Origin of the sequence: Mesorhizobium sp. M2A.F.Ca.ET.039.01.1.1 (genome assembly GCF_003998035.1) — a bacterium.
GTDB lineage: Bacteria > Pseudomonadota > Alphaproteobacteria > Rhizobiales > Rhizobiaceae > Mesorhizobium.
The window spans coordinates 17,013-32,310 of sequence record NZ_RZRY01000013.1 but is presented as its reverse complement, the minus strand read 5'-3'; the positions used below and the strand labels follow the sequence as shown (position 1 = coordinate 32,310).

The 15,298-nt window shown below is 64.8% G+C and carries 14 protein-coding genes and 1 pseudogene; 10 read left to right on the top strand and 5 right to left on the bottom strand.

The genetic code is table 11. From position 1 onward, the window contains the following. A pseudogene (locus tag EOA24_RS42790) lies at positions 1–143 on the top strand (DNA repair protein RecO); the annotation flags it as partial. 11 nt (positions 144–154) lie between these two features. Here EOA24_RS42790 and EOA24_RS02825 read toward each other — a convergent pair. Further along, positions 155–619, bottom strand: a complete 465-nt coding sequence (locus EOA24_RS02825; RefSeq protein ID WP_126078309.1) for an NUDIX domain-containing protein — start codon at positions 617–619, stop codon at positions 155–157. Between the two features lie 262 nt (positions 620–881). Between EOA24_RS02825 and EOA24_RS02820 the strand changes: the two genes are divergently transcribed. The 7 genes from EOA24_RS02820 (at position 882) to EOA24_RS02790 (ending at position 9,052) form a co-directional block, all read left to right on the top strand. Further along, positions 882–3,698: a DUF2339 domain-containing protein gene (locus EOA24_RS02820; RefSeq protein ID WP_126078308.1), complete on the top strand. Its 2,817-nt coding sequence runs from the start codon at positions 882–884 to the stop codon at positions 3,696–3,698. A gap of 130 nt (positions 3,699–3,828) precedes the next feature. Next, positions 3,829–4,347, top strand: a complete 519-nt coding sequence (locus tag EOA24_RS02815; protein ID WP_126078307.1) for an RNA polymerase sigma factor — start codon at positions 3,829–3,831, stop codon at positions 4,345–4,347. Next, positions 4,344–5,138: an anti-sigma factor gene (locus EOA24_RS02810; protein WP_126078306.1), complete on the top strand. Its 795-nt coding sequence runs from the start codon at positions 4,344–4,346 to the stop codon at positions 5,136–5,138. The genes EOA24_RS02815 and EOA24_RS02810 overlap by 4 nt, the downstream gene beginning before the upstream one ends. A 207-nt stretch (positions 5,139–5,345) precedes the next feature. Continuing rightward, positions 5,346–6,443 (top strand): GNAT family N-acetyltransferase/peptidase C39 family protein, encoded by a 1,098-nt coding sequence (locus EOA24_RS02805; RefSeq protein WP_126078305.1) that lies wholly within the window; start codon positions 5,346–5,348, stop codon positions 6,441–6,443. A 3-nt stretch (positions 6,444–6,446) separates the two neighbouring features. After that, on the top strand, positions 6,447–7,910 hold the full coding sequence (locus tag EOA24_RS02800) for a RimK family protein (protein WP_126078304.1): 1,464 nt from the start codon (positions 6,447–6,449) through the stop codon (positions 7,908–7,910). Between the two features lie 123 nt (positions 7,911–8,033). Then, positions 8,034–8,306, top strand: coding sequence for a DUF3303 family protein (locus EOA24_RS02795; RefSeq protein WP_126078303.1), 273 nt, complete (start codon positions 8,034–8,036; stop codon positions 8,304–8,306). A 110-nt stretch (positions 8,307–8,416) separates the two neighbouring features. Continuing rightward, a complete protein-coding gene (locus tag EOA24_RS02790) occupies positions 8,417–9,052 on the top strand; it encodes a hypothetical protein (RefSeq protein ID WP_126078302.1) in 636 nt (211 codons plus the stop codon). Here EOA24_RS02790 and EOA24_RS02785 read toward each other — a convergent pair. Beyond that, positions 9,037–9,966: a LysR substrate-binding domain-containing protein gene (locus EOA24_RS02785; protein WP_126078301.1), complete on the bottom strand. Its 930-nt coding sequence runs from the start codon at positions 9,964–9,966 to the stop codon at positions 9,037–9,039. The two genes, EOA24_RS02790 and EOA24_RS02785, sit on opposite strands and share 16 nt — an antisense overlap. Before the next feature lie 84 nt (positions 9,967–10,050). Here EOA24_RS02785 and EOA24_RS02780 point away from each other — a divergent pair, with 84 nt between their 5' ends. Continuing rightward, positions 10,051–10,968 carry a fatty acid desaturase family protein gene (locus EOA24_RS02780; RefSeq protein WP_126078300.1) on the top strand — a complete coding sequence of 306 codons (918 nt, stop codon included), beginning with the start codon at positions 10,051–10,053 and terminating at the stop codon, positions 10,966–10,968. 34 nt (positions 10,969–11,002) lie between these two features. Here the strand turns inward: EOA24_RS02780 and EOA24_RS02775 are convergent, their stop codons facing one another. The 3 genes from EOA24_RS02775 to EOA24_RS02765 all read right to left on the bottom strand — a co-directional run bounded on the left by EOA24_RS02775 (position 11,003) and on the right by EOA24_RS02765 (position 14,711). Continuing rightward, positions 11,003–13,144 (bottom strand): EAL domain-containing protein, encoded by a 2,142-nt coding sequence (locus EOA24_RS02775; protein WP_126078299.1) that lies wholly within the window; start codon positions 13,142–13,144, stop codon positions 11,003–11,005. A gap of 65 nt (positions 13,145–13,209) precedes the next feature. Beyond that, positions 13,210–13,848, bottom strand: coding sequence for an HD family hydrolase (locus EOA24_RS02770; protein ID WP_126078298.1), 639 nt, complete (start codon positions 13,846–13,848; stop codon positions 13,210–13,212). After that, complete coding sequence (locus EOA24_RS02765) at positions 13,848–14,711, bottom strand: folate-binding protein YgfZ (RefSeq protein WP_127255466.1); 864 nt, start codon at positions 14,709–14,711, stop codon at positions 13,848–13,850. The genes EOA24_RS02770 and EOA24_RS02765 overlap by 1 nt, the downstream gene beginning before the upstream one ends. 83 nt (positions 14,712–14,794) lie before the next feature. On the opposite strand from EOA24_RS02765, the gene EOA24_RS42785 reads away from it, so the two are divergent. Next, positions 14,795–15,298, top strand: a 504-nt coding sequence (locus tag EOA24_RS42785; protein WP_245501748.1) for an amidohydrolase family protein, incomplete at its 3' end; no start/stop codon positions are given.

Below are 15,298 nucleotides of genomic sequence, written 5' to 3'. Positions count from 1 at the left end.
CCTCCCGGCTGAGCGGCTTCTTCTTCGCCCGCCATGTTTACGAGCCGCGCGGCCTCGAGCCGCCCGACGCCCGCGCCGGCTTCCTCGCCGCGCTACGCCGGCATCATGCGGCGGTGAAGGCGGGTGTGGGCGAGGCAGGATAGCGGGCAGACGCCTAGTCGGCGCCGCGCCGTTCCAGGAAATCGTCGAGCATGGAGCGCTGGCCTTTCAGGATCTTGACGCCGGCTTCGGCCGGCGAAAACCAGCCGGCCCGATCCACTTCGGGGAACGCCTTCATCTTTCCCGATTTTGGCGGCCACTCCAGGGTGAACATGTTGCTCTTGATGGCGTTAGTGTCGACATCGGCCTCGACGCTCCATGCCACCACGATCTTGCCGCCCGGCTGCCTGTAGCTGCCGAGCGGCTGGAAGTCGCCGTCGATGGCGACGCCGAGCTCCTCCTCGACTTCCCGTTTGGCGGCTTCGAGCTCATCCTCATTGTCGCCGATCAGTCCCTTCGGTATCGACCACGCGCCTTCATCCTTGCGCGCCCAGAACGGACCGCCTGGATGGACGAGCAGAAATTCGAACACACCGCCTGTGTGTCTGTGGATCAGCAGCCCGGCACTTCGCTGCGGCATCGGTCACCTCACGGCATTCCTTTGATCGCGCGAGACTAGCACGAGTACTTCGGGGCAGAGGTCACGCAATCTCGCCTGCAATACCGACAGCCTCGGCGGCCCGCCATTGGATAACCAGGCAAGTTGCTGGCAATCGGCCGCGAAACATGCTCGATCTTGTTAGCCGGCCCGATCTTGTTGATTGGCAAGACGCTGATTTGGGTCAGTCGTGTCACCGCCGCATTTGTTGACCACGACTGGTCTGGTTTTGAGGGAAACCACCATGTTTTTCAGCCTGATCGCCATTGCCGCCGTCATAGCTCTTTTCGTCATCGTGTCACGACAGCAGAACCGCATCGCGCTGGTCGAGCGCGAGCTCGGCATCCTCCGAGGCCTGGTTCAGTCGGGAGCTTCGCTGTCCGCGCCCAAGGCGGACATCGCGCAGGAAGGTCTTCCCGAGGAGGCCAAGGCAGTTGCGGCGCCTGTCGCGCCGTTGGCCGACGGCACGACCGTTGCCGAGGAGCTCGTCGCAAAGCCCGAGGCCGCCGAAGGCGAGGCCGTGGCCGGACCCTGGACGAAGGCCCGGCCGGCCACGGCGCAATCCGCCGAGCCATCCGAACCGAAGCAATCTCAACCCGTGGCCGAAGCGCCGGCCACCGGGTCGGCCGTATCCGCCAAGGCGGCGCGCCAGACGGATGTCGAGACGGCGCTGGGCACGCGCTGGGCGGTCTGGGTCGGCGGCATCGCGCTGGCGCTGGGTGGCCTGTTCCTGATTCGCTACACCATCGAGGCCGGCATCTTCGGTCCCGGCGTGCGTCTCACCATGGCCGGCATCCTCGGCCTGGCGCTGATTGCCGGCGCTGAATTCATCCGCCGCACCGGCTTCAGGGTGCCGGTGCAGGGCGCCGCCAGCGCCTATATCCCCGCGATACTGACCGGCGCCGGCGCCTTCATCCTGTTCGGCACGGTCTACGCGGCGCATGGCATCTATGGCTTCATCGGGCCGGCGACCGCCTTTGCGCTGCTTGGCGTCATCGGCGTCGCCACCATTGGCGCCTCGTTAGTGCATGGTCTGGCGCTGGCCGGCATCGGCCTCGTCGGCGCCATGGTCACGCCGGCGTTGGTGGCATCGCAGGCGCCCAATCCCTGGGCCTTGTTCGTCTATCTGGCGATCGTGCTTGCGGCGAGCGCGGCAACCGCCCGCATCCGCGACTGGAAGGCGCTTATGGCGGCCGCTTTCGCCGGCACGGGCATCTGGACCATCCTCTACATGGTCGACGCGCCGGACGTGAACCTTGCGGCCGTGCTGTTCATCAGCCTCGCCACGCTGGCGGTGCTTGCCTTCGTCTGGCTCGCCCCGTTCTTGACCACTGGCCGCGACGAAGCGGCCCGTGGCTTCGACTGGCCATCGATCGTGCCCGGCTTCTTCATCGCCCTAAGCGCGCTGGGCCTGTCCGTCGATCCGGCTTTTGCCAGCGCCGGCGATGCATTGCACGGCGCCGTCCTGCTGGCCGCGCTGGTCGCGGTGGCGCTCTACCGGCCGCGCGCGCTTCCGCTGGTCTTTGCCGCCGGCATCGCCACCGTGCTGATCTATCTCGGCATCATCCCGCCCGCCACCATCGGCGCCGATGCGCTCGATGTCGGGCTGGACGCCCAGCCCTTGGCGTCGTCCGACACGCTGACGTTCCGCATCGGCATCGCGCTTGCCCTGATCTTCCTCGCCGCCGGCTTCTGGGCGGCGCGCCGCCTCGCCGCCACCGCTGCGACACGCGCGGCTTGCTGGGCAGCCTGGGGCGTCATTGCCCCGCTGGTGGTGCTGGCCGCCCTGTGGCTGACCTTCGGCGATATCGACCGCGACCTCGGCTATGCGCTGCCGGCGCTGCTGCTGATGCTCGTCTTTGCTGCCGGCGGCGAATGGATCGCGCGCGCCGAGCCGCCGCCGCTCGCCGGCGGCCCGGCGGTGTCGTTCGCGTTGGGCGGCGCCGGCGTTGCCGGCCTGCTGATGCTGCACATGGCATTTGGCTCGGCCTGGACGACCGTGCTGATTGGCGCCGCCGCCATTCTGCCGGCGCTGGCCACGCGCTGGCGCTCTTACCCTGTGCTCGGCTGGATCGCGGTGGGTGCGGCGGTCGCCATGCTCGGCCGCGTCGCCTTCGATCCGACCATCGTCGGCGCGGCGTTTCTGTCGAGGACACCGGTCTTCAACTGGCTGCTGCCGGGCTATGGCGTGCCGGCGATCGCCTTCGGCTTCGCCGCCTGGCAGCTCGCCCGCACCACCAGCGGCCGGCCGCGCCTTGCCATGGAGGCGGCCTCGGCGCTGTTCGCGCTGCTCACCATCGCCATGCTGGTGCGCCACGCGATGCATGGCGGCGTTATCGACACCGGTGCGGTGACCCTCGCCGAGCAGGCGATCTACACGCTCATCGCGCTCGGCGCCGGCGCCATACTGGTCGCCATCGACATGCGCTCGCCGAGCTCGGTTCTGCGCTATGGCTCGATTGCCGCCGGCGTGATCTCGGCGGGCCTCATCGCCATTCAGCATTTCGTGGTGCTGAACCCGCTGCTGACGGATGAGTCGACCGGCACGATCCCGGTCTTCAACCTTCTGTTCCTCGCTTATCTGCTGCCGGCCATCGCCGCCGCCGCCGTCGCGCTGGCGCTCTATGTCCGCGACAAGCGCCCGCGATGGTATGCGGCGATGCTGGCCTTGATCGCCGCGCTGCTTGCCTTCGCCTATGCCACGCTTTCGGTGCGCCGCCTGTTCAAGGGCGAGTTCATCGCCTTGTGGAGCGGGCTTGGCCAGCTCGAGACCTACACCTATTCGGCGCTGTGGCTGGTCATCGGCGTGGCGCTGCTCACCGCCGGCGTCTGGCTGAAATCGCAGGTGCTGCGCATCGCCTCCGCGGTGCTGATCGCGGTCGCGGTGGTGAAGGTCTTCCTCTTCGACATGTCGGAGCTGGAAGGTGTGCTGCGCGCGCTCTCCTTCATCGGCCTTGGTGCGGTGCTGATCGGCATCGGGCTGTTCTACCAGCGGCTGCTGACGAGGGCGGCGCGGGATAAGCCTGAAAACTTGCAGGAACAAGTGGATAGCCGGGAATAAACCGGCCCGCGCCCGCGTTATTCACGTGCTTGGGTAATCGCAGCGGTTCGGCCGCTTCGCGCTGACTGCTTGCACCGCGTCGGGAAGGCGCGTTCTATCGGGATGGAAGGCGACCACGAAACAAGCGGTCATGGACGACAAGAAGGCAGCGATCCTGAGCGAAATACCGCGGTTGCGGCGCTATGCGCGCTCGTTGCTGCGCGACCGCGATTCCGCCGACGACCTTGTCCAGGACTGCCTGGAGCGGGCGCTTGTGCGGCTCGACAACTGGCAGACTGGAGAAAGCCCCCGGAGGTGGCTGTTTACGATCATGCATCACTTGTTCATCGACCAGATGCGCAAGGTCAACCGGCGCGGCGAGGCGGCGATGCTGCCTCTCGAAGCCGGTGAGGCCCAAGCCGCGCCCGCCGAGCAGGTCGAGACCATCGCCTCGCGCGAGATCATGGATGCCCTGCAGGCGATCAGCCCCGATCGCCGCGCGGCGTTGGTGATGGTCGCCATCGAGGGCTTTTCCTATGCCGAGGCCGCCAACATCCTTGGCGTGCCGGCCGGCACGCTGATGTCGCGCATCGCGCGTGGCCGCGAGGAACTGCGGGGATTGCTCGACGACACATCGCGCCGCCGCTCGATAAGGATCGTCGAGAAATGACCCGCCGCGATTTTTCCGAACGCGATATCCATATGGCCCTCGACGGCGAGCTGCCGGGCGAGGAGCGCATGGCTTACGATGCCTGGCTCGAGGCCAATCCCGAGATGAAGGCGAAGTCCGCGCGCTACATTGCCGACCGCGCCGCCATGCGCTCCGCCTTCGCGGGCGTGATGGACGAGCCGGTGCCGGCGAGGCTGCGGCAGGTCGTGCTTGGCGAGGCGCCTGCAAAAGCATCGGCCTGGCGCTCGCGCTGGTGGCTGTCGGCTGCCGCTGCCGTGATGCTAGCGGTCGGCGGGCTCGGCGGCTATGTCGCCGGCGTCGACAGCATCGCCCGTGGCGGCGAAGGCGACGACCAGCTCGCCGAGCAGGCAATCGCCGCCCATGTTACCTACGCTGCCGAGAAGCGCCACGCCGTCGAAGTCCCGGCGAGCGACAAGGACCATCTCCAGACCTGGCTGTCGAACCGCGTCGGGCTGAAGCTGGTCGCGCCCGATCTTGCGGCCGAGGGCTTCCAGCTGGTCGGCGGCCGGCTGCTGCCGGCTGGTGAGCAAGGCAAGGCGGCAATGCTGCTCTACGAGGATGCCAAGGGCGAGCGCATCTCGCTCTACGTCACCGCCGACTCGTCGGAGACATCGAAGGGCACCTACGCGGCCGAGACGGGCGGACCGGAAGCAGTCTATTGGCTCGACAAGGGCTACGCCTGCGCGGTCGTCGGCTCGTTGCCGCCGGAGCGCCTGTCGGACGTCGCAAAGAGCGCCTATGGCCAGCTCGTGGCCGGCATATCGAGCTGAACCGGCTGCGTTTTTCGGCGGCCGGCAGTCGCTTGAAGAGCAATTCTGTTCAAACGATCGAGCCTTTGCTGCCGCCGCGGAAACTGTCACAATTCGGCCCTAATCAAGGAGCGATAGCGCTTGATGAATACTGGCGCTTCGGCCAGTATTCGCGACGCATCCACCGGGGCCGTTTCTTAAACCTAATCGAGGTTCTCCCAAGCCCGCATGCCTGCCGAGATCCGCAAGGCCCGCGCGTCAGACGTCGATGACCTCGCCGCCATCGAGAAGGCTGTTTTTCCGGGCGACAGGCTCTCGCGCCGCTCCTTCCGCCAGTTCATCGAACGCGAAACCGCCGAGATGCTGGTGGCCGAGAACGAGGGCCGGGTCGCCGGTTATGCGGTGGTGCTGTTTCGCAAGGGCAGCGGCGTCGCGCGGCTCTATTCCATCGCTGTCGGTCCCTTTTTCGGCCGGCTCGGTATCGGCCGGCTCCTGCTCGCGGCCGCAGAAGAGGCGGCCTTCGAGCACGACCGGCTGTTGCTGCGCCTCGAAGTGCGCGAGGACAATGATCGCGCCATCCGCATCTATGAGCAGGCCGGCTATCGGAAACTGGGCCGCGAGCCCGACTATTACGAGGATGGCGCGACCGCGCTGCGCTATGAAAAGACGCTGCGCGGCGACACGCCCACGGCAACCAAAGTGCCGTTCTACCAGCAGACCTGCGAGTTCACCTGCGGCCCTTGCTGCCTGATGATGGCGATGGCGAATTTCCACCGGGGCTTCGTGCCCGATCCGGTCATGGAAATCCGCCTGTGGCGCGAGGCGACCACGGTCTTCATGATGTCGGGTCCGGGCGGCTGCGAGCCTTTCGGCCTGGCCGTCGCCGGCTATGAGAGCGGGCTTGCCGCCGAGATATTCGTCTCCTTCTACGGCGCGCTGTTCCTGCAGTCGGTGAGGAGCGAGGACAAGCGCCGCGTGATGGAGCTCGCCCAGGTCGATTTCCGCCGCCGCGCCGAACTCTACGGCATCCCCGTCAACTACCGTCCGTTCAGCATCGGCGATATCCGCCAAGCTCTCGCCGACGGCAAGCTGGTGCTGGTGCTGGTCAGCGGATTCCTTATGTTCGGCAAGAAGGTGCCGCATTGGGTGCTGGCCATCGGCGACGATGGCGACCATATCCTGATCCACGACCCATGGGTCGAGGATGAAAGGCAGGAAACCATACTCGATGCCGCGAACATTCCAGTGCCCTACGACATCTTCATGAATATGGCGCAGTTCGGCCGCGACGGCCTGCGCGCCGCCATCACTCTGGGAAAACGCTGAACAATGACCTGGGTAATCCTCACGGGCAGGCAGAACGATCTCGATCAGGTGGCCACACCCCACAAGATCATCACCAACCGCGACTATCTCGCGCATCCGGCGCTGTTCCGCGGCCAGCGGCCGAAAGTGATCAACCTGTCGAACAATTACGGCTATCAGAGCCGCGGCTACTACGCTTCGCTGCTGGCCGGTTCGCGCGGCCATAGGGTGATCCCAACCGTCGAGACGATGATCGACCTGTCCGAGCGCAAGCTCTACGAGCACGCGCTGCCGGAACTCGAGCTTGCCTTGAACAAATGCCGCAAGGACCTCGGCGGGATTTTTCCGGCGAAGGTCGCGATCTTCTTCGGCATCGGCCCGTCGAAAGTCTGGGACCGTTTCGCCAAGCTGTTGTTCGACTGGTTCCGCGCGCCGGCGCTGGAGGTGCACATCAAGGACAGCGCCGAATGGGCCTCGATCCGCAAGATCGGCTTCCTGCCGCTCGCCCGCATGACCGAAGACGAGGAAGAGCTCTTCCTGCAATGCCTGGAGACCTATACCAACCGCGAATGGCGCGACACCAAGGGCCGCACGCCGGCGCGCTATACTTTTGCGACGCTGGTCGACCCGCATGAGGAATTGCCGCCGTCGGAGATTTCCTCATTGCGCTATTGGGCGCGGATCGCCGAGAAGATGGGCGTCGAAGTCGAGCCGATCACCAGGAAGGACCTCGCCAAGCTCGCAAATTACGACGCGCTGTTCATCCGCGAGACCACGTCGATCTCCAACCACACCTACCGCTTCGCGCGCCGCGCCCAGCAGGAAGGCATGCCGGTGATCGACGACCCGCTGTCGATGATCCGCTGCACCAACAAGGTCTATCTCAACGAGCTGATGACCTACAACAAGGTGCCGGTGCCGCCGACGGTGATGATCGCCGGCACCTCCGACTCCGAAGTGGCGGCGCAGACGCTTGGCTTCCCGCTGGTGCTGAAGATACCGGATTCGTCCTTCTCGCGCGGCGTCAAGAAATGCGAGAACATGGCGGAGCTCACCAAGCTCGCGACGGAGTGGCTGGAAGATTCCGATCTCCTGATCGCGCAGAAATTCATCCCGACCGAATATGACTGGCGCGTCGGCGTGCTCGGCGGCCAGCCGCTGTTTGCCGTGCATTACCTGATGGCAAAGAAGCACTGGCAGATCGTCAACCACAAGGCCAGCGGCAAGCCCGACCAGGGCGGCATCAAGACCTTTACACTGAAGCAGACGCCGCCGCATGTCGTCGAGACGGCTGTGCGGGCGGCAAAATGCATAGGCGACGGCCTCTACGGCGTCGACCTCAAGGAGACCACGGACGGGGTCTTCGTCATCGAGGTCAACGACAATCCCAATCTCGATCATGGCTGGGAGGATTCCGGCGAGAAGGACGAGCTCTGGGTGCGGCTGACGCAGTGGTTCCTGGAACGTCTGGAGCGGCCGGAGAAGTAGGGGCGGGGGAACAGGAACTGAGGAACTGAGGAATTGAAGAACTGGAGAATTGAAGAATTGGGCATCACCTCCTCGCTTCCCTCGGTTTCATCAGTACTGAATCATTCGAACTGAGGGAAAAGTATGCTGTTCTTCGTGATCGAGGATTTTCACGGTTCGGACCGCAAGGAAATCTACCGCCGTTTCCGCGACAAGGGCCGGCTGAAGCCGGATGAACTCGTGGTGCATCACAGCTGGATCGCGAGTGACATGAGCCGCTGCTTCATGCTGGTCGAAGCCGATGACGCGACGGTGCTGCAGCGCTGGGTCATCGAATGGGCGGATCTCGTGGAGTTCGAGATCGTTCCCGTAGCCAGCAGCAAGGACATGGTGGTTGCGCTGGCCGGGCATCTCTGAGCAACGATCCCGGCAGCCGTTTGCTCAATTTGCGTGGAACCGTCTAACTGCGTCTTAAGCCCGATTTGCTATCCCGCCTGTATTGTGGATTGCCTCAAGGCTCTCAGAAGATGATCAGGCTGTTTCAATCAGGTAATTGCGGCCAAATACTCTACATTTTCCTTCTTGTGTTTTTGATCGGATTTGATTTTGCCAAGGACCCGATCGAGCATTTTCTGGTCGGGGCAAAAGAAGGTGTTCAGAAGCAAATCTATGCGGCTGACGGCAACAATATAGCCCGTACTCAGAGGTCCTTTGTCGAGGAACTGAGAGTCCCGGATTATGGGATGCACGATGCTCCGAAATCCGCCGAGGAGCATGCCTCCGGCATCGTCGCCCAGGCGATCGCCATGGAGGCAAAAAGCTCCGCCATCGGGACGATTTACATCTCGATGCTTGCGGCGATGGGCTTTGCCACCCTCGTTGCGATCATTTGGATGGTGTTTGCTCGCGTGCGCGACATTGGCTGGCCTGCCGCCGTGGGGTTCGGCATTCTTGCTCCGAAGCTCGCGATCTCGGTTCTTCCCGGCAGTCTTCCGCCACTGACCTTCGACATTCTGCAATACGGTTTCATCGCCGCCATAATAGTGCTTGGGCTCGTGCCGGGTGGATTTGCCGACGGACCGCGTGCCCAGCCGGTTCGACAGGCAGCCGTAGCCGAGCCGGCGCGTCGCGCCGCAGGCCAATTCGGTCAAAGACGACGCTGAGCAGCAACGCCCAGCGCCGGCGATCCGACGGCGCGCCGGCATTCCTCGACCAGCCATTCCCGGAACGCCGCAACGGCATCGCGCCTCGCGCTGCGTTCGGGGATCGTCAGGCAATAGGGCTGGCGCAGTTCCAAGGACTGCGCGGCGGCCCGCACCAGTTTGCCATCCTCCAGCGCTTGCGCGCAATAGATGCCTTGCGCCAGCGCCACGCCCAGCCCTGAAATGGCGAGATCGAGTGCTGCACGCGAGGAGTTGGCCGAAAGGCCGCGCTGCGCCGCACGGCCGGGCTCGCTTCCCGACGCCTCGAACCAGTTGCGCCAGGATGGAAAGGACGCGCCGGTCGGTCCCCAATCGGTGTGGATCAGCGGCAGGCCAGCAAGGTTTTCGCTATTGGTTGAGGCCAGTGTCGGTGCGCAAACGGGATAGACGGCATCCCTGGCGATTTCCTCGGTCGGATGCTCCCGATAATGAGGACCGTAAGAGAGCCGGATGTCGACCAATTCATGATCGAAGGGCACCGGATCGTCGTCGCCTCTTAGCGATATATCGGCGGCGCCATGGGATGCGACGAAGCCGGCGAGCCGCTCGGAAAGCCAGCCCATCGCCATGGAAGGCGGCACTGAGATCACGAGCCTCGGCCGGAACGCGTCGCCGCTGACATCGCGCGCGACGCTGCCGATTTCCCGGAAGGCCATGCTGAGCCGCGGCAGCATCTCTACCCCGGCCTCGGTCAGCACGGCCCGCCGGTTGATGCGGTGGAACAGTTGTCGTCCCATCTGCTCCTCGACGGTGCGGATGAGCTGGCTAACGGCCGCTGCCGAGATCGACAGTTCCTCCGCCGCGGCGGCAAAGCTGCCTGTGCGCGCCGCCGCTTCGAAGGCCTGAAGTCCACGCAAGGAGGGAAGGGCGACCATGGCAATCCGAAAGATAAGGTGATCTTATCTATTTCGCAGAAATCCTCGTTTTTCGAAAGGTTTCTTTCTAGAGTATCGTGACTCATGAACGCAATCGATCATCACGAAACCGTCGACCATCGCCAGGTGATCGCCTCGCTGACGAATGAGGAGCGCGGGCGGCTGACCGGCAAATCGGATGGGCCGGGCCTTGTCCAGTTCGCGCTCCATCTCGGGGCGATCACCGTCCTTGGCGCGCTGATCGCGGCCAAGGTGCCGTTCTGGCCGGTCCTGATGCTGCCCCAGGGCATCCTGATCATCTTCCTGTTCACCCTGCTGCATGAAACCGTGCACCGGACGGCATTCGAAACGCAATGGCTGAACGATGTGGTCGCGCGCTTCTGCAGCCTGGCGATCGCGCTGCCGGCGGACTGGTTCCGCTACTTCCATTTCGCCCATCACCGCTTCACTCAGGATCCGGAAAACGATCCGGAGCTGGCCTTCCCGAAGCCCGAGACGATGCGGCAATACATCGTCCACGTCTCAGGGCTGCCCGTGTGGTGGGGCCACTTCAAGACGCTCTACACCAATGCGATGGGGCGCTGCCGGGACAGCTACGTGCCGCCGAAGGGGCTGCCGAAGGTGAAGGCCGAGGCGCGGGCGATGATCGCCTTCTATCTCGTTCTGCTGGCGCTCGCGGTGTGGTTCAAGGCGTCGGTGCTGCTCACTGTCTGGATCGTGCCCGCGCTGCTCGGCCAACCGTTCCTCAGGCTCTATTTGCTCGCCGAGCACGGCCGCTGTCCCTTCGTCGCCAACATGCTGGAAAACACCCGCACGACGCTGACCAACTGTTTCGTGCGCAAGCTCGCCTGGAACATGCCTTACCATGCCGAGCACCACGCCTATCCCGGCGTCCCGTTCCACCAGCTGCCGGAATTCCACCGGCTGATCGAGCGCCATCTCAAAGTGGTCGAGCCCGGCTATGTGAGCTTCCACGAGAAGTACAACGAGACGCTGCGCTAAGCGACCGACGCGTCAGTGAGACAGCGCATATATATCAGACTGACTGGCGCAGCAGCGCCGGCGAACGCAGCAGCCGGCTCATGTCGGCCGCTTTGGCCGGCACGCCGATGAGATAGCCTTGCGCCTCGCCGCAGCCGGCCTTGCGCAGCATGTCGAGCTGCGCTTCGGTCTCGACGCCTTCGGCGGTGACGATGACGCCGAGCTCGGCGCCGAGACCGATCACGGTGCGCACGATCGCCGCCGTGTCGCGCCTGTCGAGGTCGCGGATGAAGGAGCGGTCGATCTTGATCTTGTCGACTGGAAAGCGCCGGAGGTAGCCGAGCGAGGAATAGCCGGTGCCAAAATCGTCGAGCGCGATGCGCACGCCGAGACCGCGCAATTGGCTGAGCGTCCTCAGCACCGCGTCGCTTTCGTCCATCATCACTGTTTCGGTGATTTCGAGTTCCAGGCGGTTGGCCGGCAGGCCCGAAAAGGCGAGCGCCGAGATCACGCTGCGGGCGAAGCCGCCGCTCTTGATCTGTGCGGCCGAGACGTTGACGGCCATGCGCATCTCCGGCGGCCAATGGGCGGCCACGCTGCAAGCCTTGCGAAGCGCCCAATCGCCGAGCTGCACGATCAGTCCGGTCTCCTCGGCGGCGGCGATGAAGTTTTCCGGCGACACCAGGCCGCGCGATGGCGAGCGCCAGCGCATCAGGGCTTCCGCGCCGACAATTTCGCCGGAGCCGATGTTGAGGATCGGCTGGAAATCGAGCTCGAACTCGCGCTTGGAAACGGCTGCTTCAAGATCCGCCTCAAGCGCGCGGCGCTCCCGCATCAGGGCATCCATGCCCGGCTCGAAGAAGCGATAGACGTTGCGACCTTCGCTCTTGCCCTGGTAGAGCGCCATGTCGGCATTGGTGAGCAGCGTGTCGGCATCGTGCCCGTCACCGGGATGGAGCGCGATGCCCAGGCTCACGCCCACATGCATTTCGCGTCCCTTGTCGCGATAGGGCTTGCCGACGATCTCGACGATGCGCTTGGCAAGCTTTTCGGCGTCGGCGGCGCTCTTGATGCCGGACTGGATGATGGCGAACTCGTCGCCGCCGAAGCGGGCGACCACGTCCTTGCTGCCGCGCACGGCATGCTGCAGCCGCTTGGCGACGCATTTCAGCAGCCAGTCCCCGGCCGGGTGGCCGAACGTGTCGTTGACGGCCTTGAAGCGGTCGAGGTCGAGCGAGAGGATCGCCAGCGGCTTGGCCTTGGCCTCGCCAAGCGCCTGGTCCAGCTTCTCGCGAAACATCGAGCGGTTGGGCAGGTTTGTCAGCGTGTCGTGATGCGCAAGATGCGTCATGCGCTCCTCGACGCGGCGCCGCTCGGTCACGTCCTCGAAGGTCGCCACCCAGCCGCCGCCGGCGAGCGGCCGCCGCAGGACGAAGAGCGTTCGGCCGTCGACCAGTTCGCGATAGCTCGAGCGCGGCTGGCCCGCGTCCAGGGCCGCCTTCGCCTTTTCCACCTCTATGTCGACTTCAACAGGCACGAAGATGCCGAGAGCCACGAGTTTCTCCAGCATCTGACGGTGCGTCATGCCGAGCGTGAAATCGGCAGCCTTCGCGTTGCAAAGATCCAGGAAGCGCTGGTTGCGGACGATCAGGCGGCCCTCGGCGCTGTACATCAACAGGCCCTGCGACATGTTGGCCAAAGCAGCGTCGAACCGGCGGTGCTGCTCCTTCAGCTCCGCCTCGGCTCGCCGCCGCTCGGTCACGTCCTCATAGATCGAAACCCAGCCGCCGACGGCGATGGGCCGATGGGAAATGACGATGATGCGCCCGTCGGACAGGACTTCCTCGTAGGTCGAAGGCTTGGCGCCGTCGATATAGGGCTTCCGGATAGCATGGAGTTCTTCGGCGCTTTGCGAGGCGACGCCGACATCGACGCTGTGCTGCAGAATGTCGAAGTATCGGATGCCAGGCTTCACCACCTTGGCGTCGAGGCGGAAGAGATCGATGTAATTGCGGTTGCAGATGATCATCCGCTCATCGGCGTCGAACATGCATAGCCCATGCGACATGTTCTCGACGGCGGCCGCGAAACGCTCGTTCTGGGCCCGTAATTCGTTCGCAATCCGCCGTGCCGGACCGATAGCGGCCGTTCTTCGCTTGCCGGCGGTGGAAGCCGTCTTGACATGAACGCCAGGCATGAGCACGCCTTCGGACCGTGACCGAACGCTATACTGTCCTGGTAGCCGGTTAATTTAGCGTTCTTTCAAATGGCCGAATTGGCGACGAACGAAGACTGGCGCATGGCATCCAGTGTCTTGAAACGCTTGAGGAAAGCCGTTTGCGCCCAAGTGACGGATTTGGGCGTGAGGTCGAAGCGGTCGGCGGAGAAGCCGCGCGGGCGGCCGAAATACTCGGTCGCTTCCGCCGTCGAAAAGCCGGCCAGCAGCGTTGCCTCGAAATAGGCGGCGATCTGGTCGGCGCGCTTGATGTCCTTGCGCAAGGAGGCGGCGAGCTCCGCCGGCAGCGAGAAACGCAGATGGATCGCGCGCTGCAGGCGCAGCTCGCAATCCTTATAGGAGCCGCCCATCACCGATTTGAACGGCGAGATCATGTCGCCGATGACATATTCCGGCGCATCGTGCAGCAGCGCGGCGAGCCGCGCCTCCGCCGTGGCCCGCGGTGCCAACTCGCCATAGAGCGCCTCGACCAGCAGCGAGTGCTGTGCGACGGAGAAGGCATGGTCGCCGCTGGTCTGGCCGTTCCAGCGGGCGACGCGGGCGAGCCCATGGGCGATGTCGGCGATCTCGATGTCGAGCGGCGAGGGGTCGAGAAGGTCGAGCCGCCGTCCCGAAAGCATGCGTTGCCAGGCGCGCGGCGGCGCGCCGGCCCGGTCGGCCGCCATCAGGCCTCCTCCGCGCTGGCCGCGCCTTCAGGGAAGCTGAACTTCGCCCAGGCGGGAATCGCGAGCGTCACCGGAACCTCGCCCGCCAGGATCGCCTCGCCGGCATCGAGCGCCGCCTTGACCCGGTCGATGCGGGCAATGGCAAGTCCGGTCCTGCCGCCAACCGAGCCGAGCGCGCCCACCGGCCGGCCGGCGACGGTAAGCTCGGTTCCCGAAGCGGGCAGGGGGCCGTCAGCCGATGCGATCAGAACCCGGCGCCGTGCGGTGCCGCGATGCTGCATGCGCGAGACCACTTCCTGGCCGATATAGCAGCCCTTCTTGAAGCCGACGCCGCCGGTTTCGTCGAGCAGCACGTCATGCGGGAAGGCGTCGCCAAGCTGGTAGTCGGCGCCACTTTCGGCGATGCCGTTGGCGATGCGGACGGCTTTCCAGCCATCAGGATCGCCACCGTCCTTTGCCCCGCCGCCATAAGTGCGCCTCACCGCCACGTCGCGAAAACGCGTGTCGGCAAGCGCCGTTGAATCGGAAGATGAGGCGGTTGAATCATCGCCCCACGCGACCGTGACAACCACCTGATCCTGCTTGGCAATCTCGGCCTTTGCCCTTAGCCGATAAAGCACCAGCCGGCGCACGAAATCGTCGGCGGTGTCGGCCCGGCATTCGAGCCGAAAACCGTTGTCGCCGGCGCGCGAGATCAGGAAATCGAACAGGATTTTGCCCTGCGGCGAAAGCAGCGCGCCGGGCTTGGCCTCGCCGGGCTTCAGGGTATCGAGATCGGTGGTGAGGATGTTCTGCAGGAAATGCTCGGCATCGGGGCCTGACACGGTAATGAGCGCGCGGTCGTTGAGCTGGGTAAAGGGCATGAGGGAAGTCGGCCTGATCTTGCAAAACGTTCGGCCATTACGTAAGCCGGCCACACTCCCCCCGCAAGAGATTGGACCTGGCCATGGCAACCACCTTCGACCTCATCCTGACAGGCGGCACCGTGGTCAATCATGACGGCGAGGGTCGCCGCGACATCGGCGTGAAGGGCGGACGCATCGCGCGGATCGGCGATCTCGGCCAGGCCTCGGCCGGCGAGACCATCGACTGCACCGGCCTGCACATCCTGCCGGGCGTCGTCGACAGTCAGGTGCATTTCCGCGAGCCGGGGCTGGAGCACAAGGAAGATCTGGAGACGGGTTCTCGCGCGGCAGTGCTGGGCGGCGTCACCGCCGTCTTCGAAATGCCCAACACCAATCCTTTGACCACCAGCGAGGCGGCGCTGGCCGACAAAGTACGCCGCGCAACCGGCCGCATGCATTGCGATTTCGCCTTCTGGGTCGGCGGCACGCGCGACAATGCTCGCGATGTCGGCGAACTGGAACGGTTGCCGGGAGCGGCCGGCATCAAAGTGTTCATGGGCTCGTCCACCGGCGACCTTCTGGTCGAGGACGATGAAGGCGTCGCC

What these genes read in the sequence shown, in the direction of transcription:
- EOA24_RS02825 (WP_126078309.1), bottom strand. Translation starts at nt 619, where the DNA reads ATGCCGCAGCGAAGTGCCGGGCTGCTGATCCACAGACACACAGGCGGT.
- EOA24_RS02820 (WP_126078308.1), top strand. Translation starts at nt 882, where the DNA reads ATGTTTTTCAGCCTGATCGCCATTGCCGCCGTCATAGCTCTTTTCGTC.
- EOA24_RS02815 (WP_126078307.1), top strand. Translation starts at nt 3,829, where the DNA reads ATGGACGACAAGAAGGCAGCGATCCTGAGCGAAATACCGCGGTTGCGG.
- EOA24_RS02810 (WP_126078306.1), top strand. Translation starts at nt 4,344, where the DNA reads ATGACCCGCCGCGATTTTTCCGAACGCGATATCCATATGGCCCTCGAC.
- EOA24_RS02805 (WP_126078305.1), top strand. Translation starts at nt 5,346, where the DNA reads ATGCCTGCCGAGATCCGCAAGGCCCGCGCGTCAGACGTCGATGACCTC.
- EOA24_RS02800 (WP_126078304.1), top strand. Translation starts at nt 6,447, where the DNA reads ATGACCTGGGTAATCCTCACGGGCAGGCAGAACGATCTCGATCAGGTG.
- EOA24_RS02795 (WP_126078303.1), top strand. Translation starts at nt 8,034, where the DNA reads ATGCTGTTCTTCGTGATCGAGGATTTTCACGGTTCGGACCGCAAGGAA.
- EOA24_RS02790 (WP_126078302.1), top strand. Translation starts at nt 8,417, where the DNA reads ATGATCAGGCTGTTTCAATCAGGTAATTGCGGCCAAATACTCTACATT.
- EOA24_RS02785 (WP_126078301.1), bottom strand. Translation starts at nt 9,966, where the DNA reads ATGGTCGCCCTTCCCTCCTTGCGTGGACTTCAGGCCTTCGAAGCGGCG.
- EOA24_RS02780 (WP_126078300.1), top strand. Translation starts at nt 10,051, where the DNA reads ATGAACGCAATCGATCATCACGAAACCGTCGACCATCGCCAGGTGATC.
- EOA24_RS02775 (WP_126078299.1), bottom strand. Translation starts at nt 13,144, where the DNA reads ATGCCTGGCGTTCATGTCAAGACGGCTTCCACCGCCGGCAAGCGAAGA.
- EOA24_RS02770 (WP_126078298.1), bottom strand. Translation starts at nt 13,848, where the DNA reads ATGGCGGCCGACCGGGCCGGCGCGCCGCCGCGCGCCTGGCAACGCATG.
- EOA24_RS02765 (WP_127255466.1), bottom strand. Translation starts at nt 14,711, where the DNA reads ATGCCCTTTACCCAGCTCAACGACCGCGCGCTCATTACCGTGTCAGGC.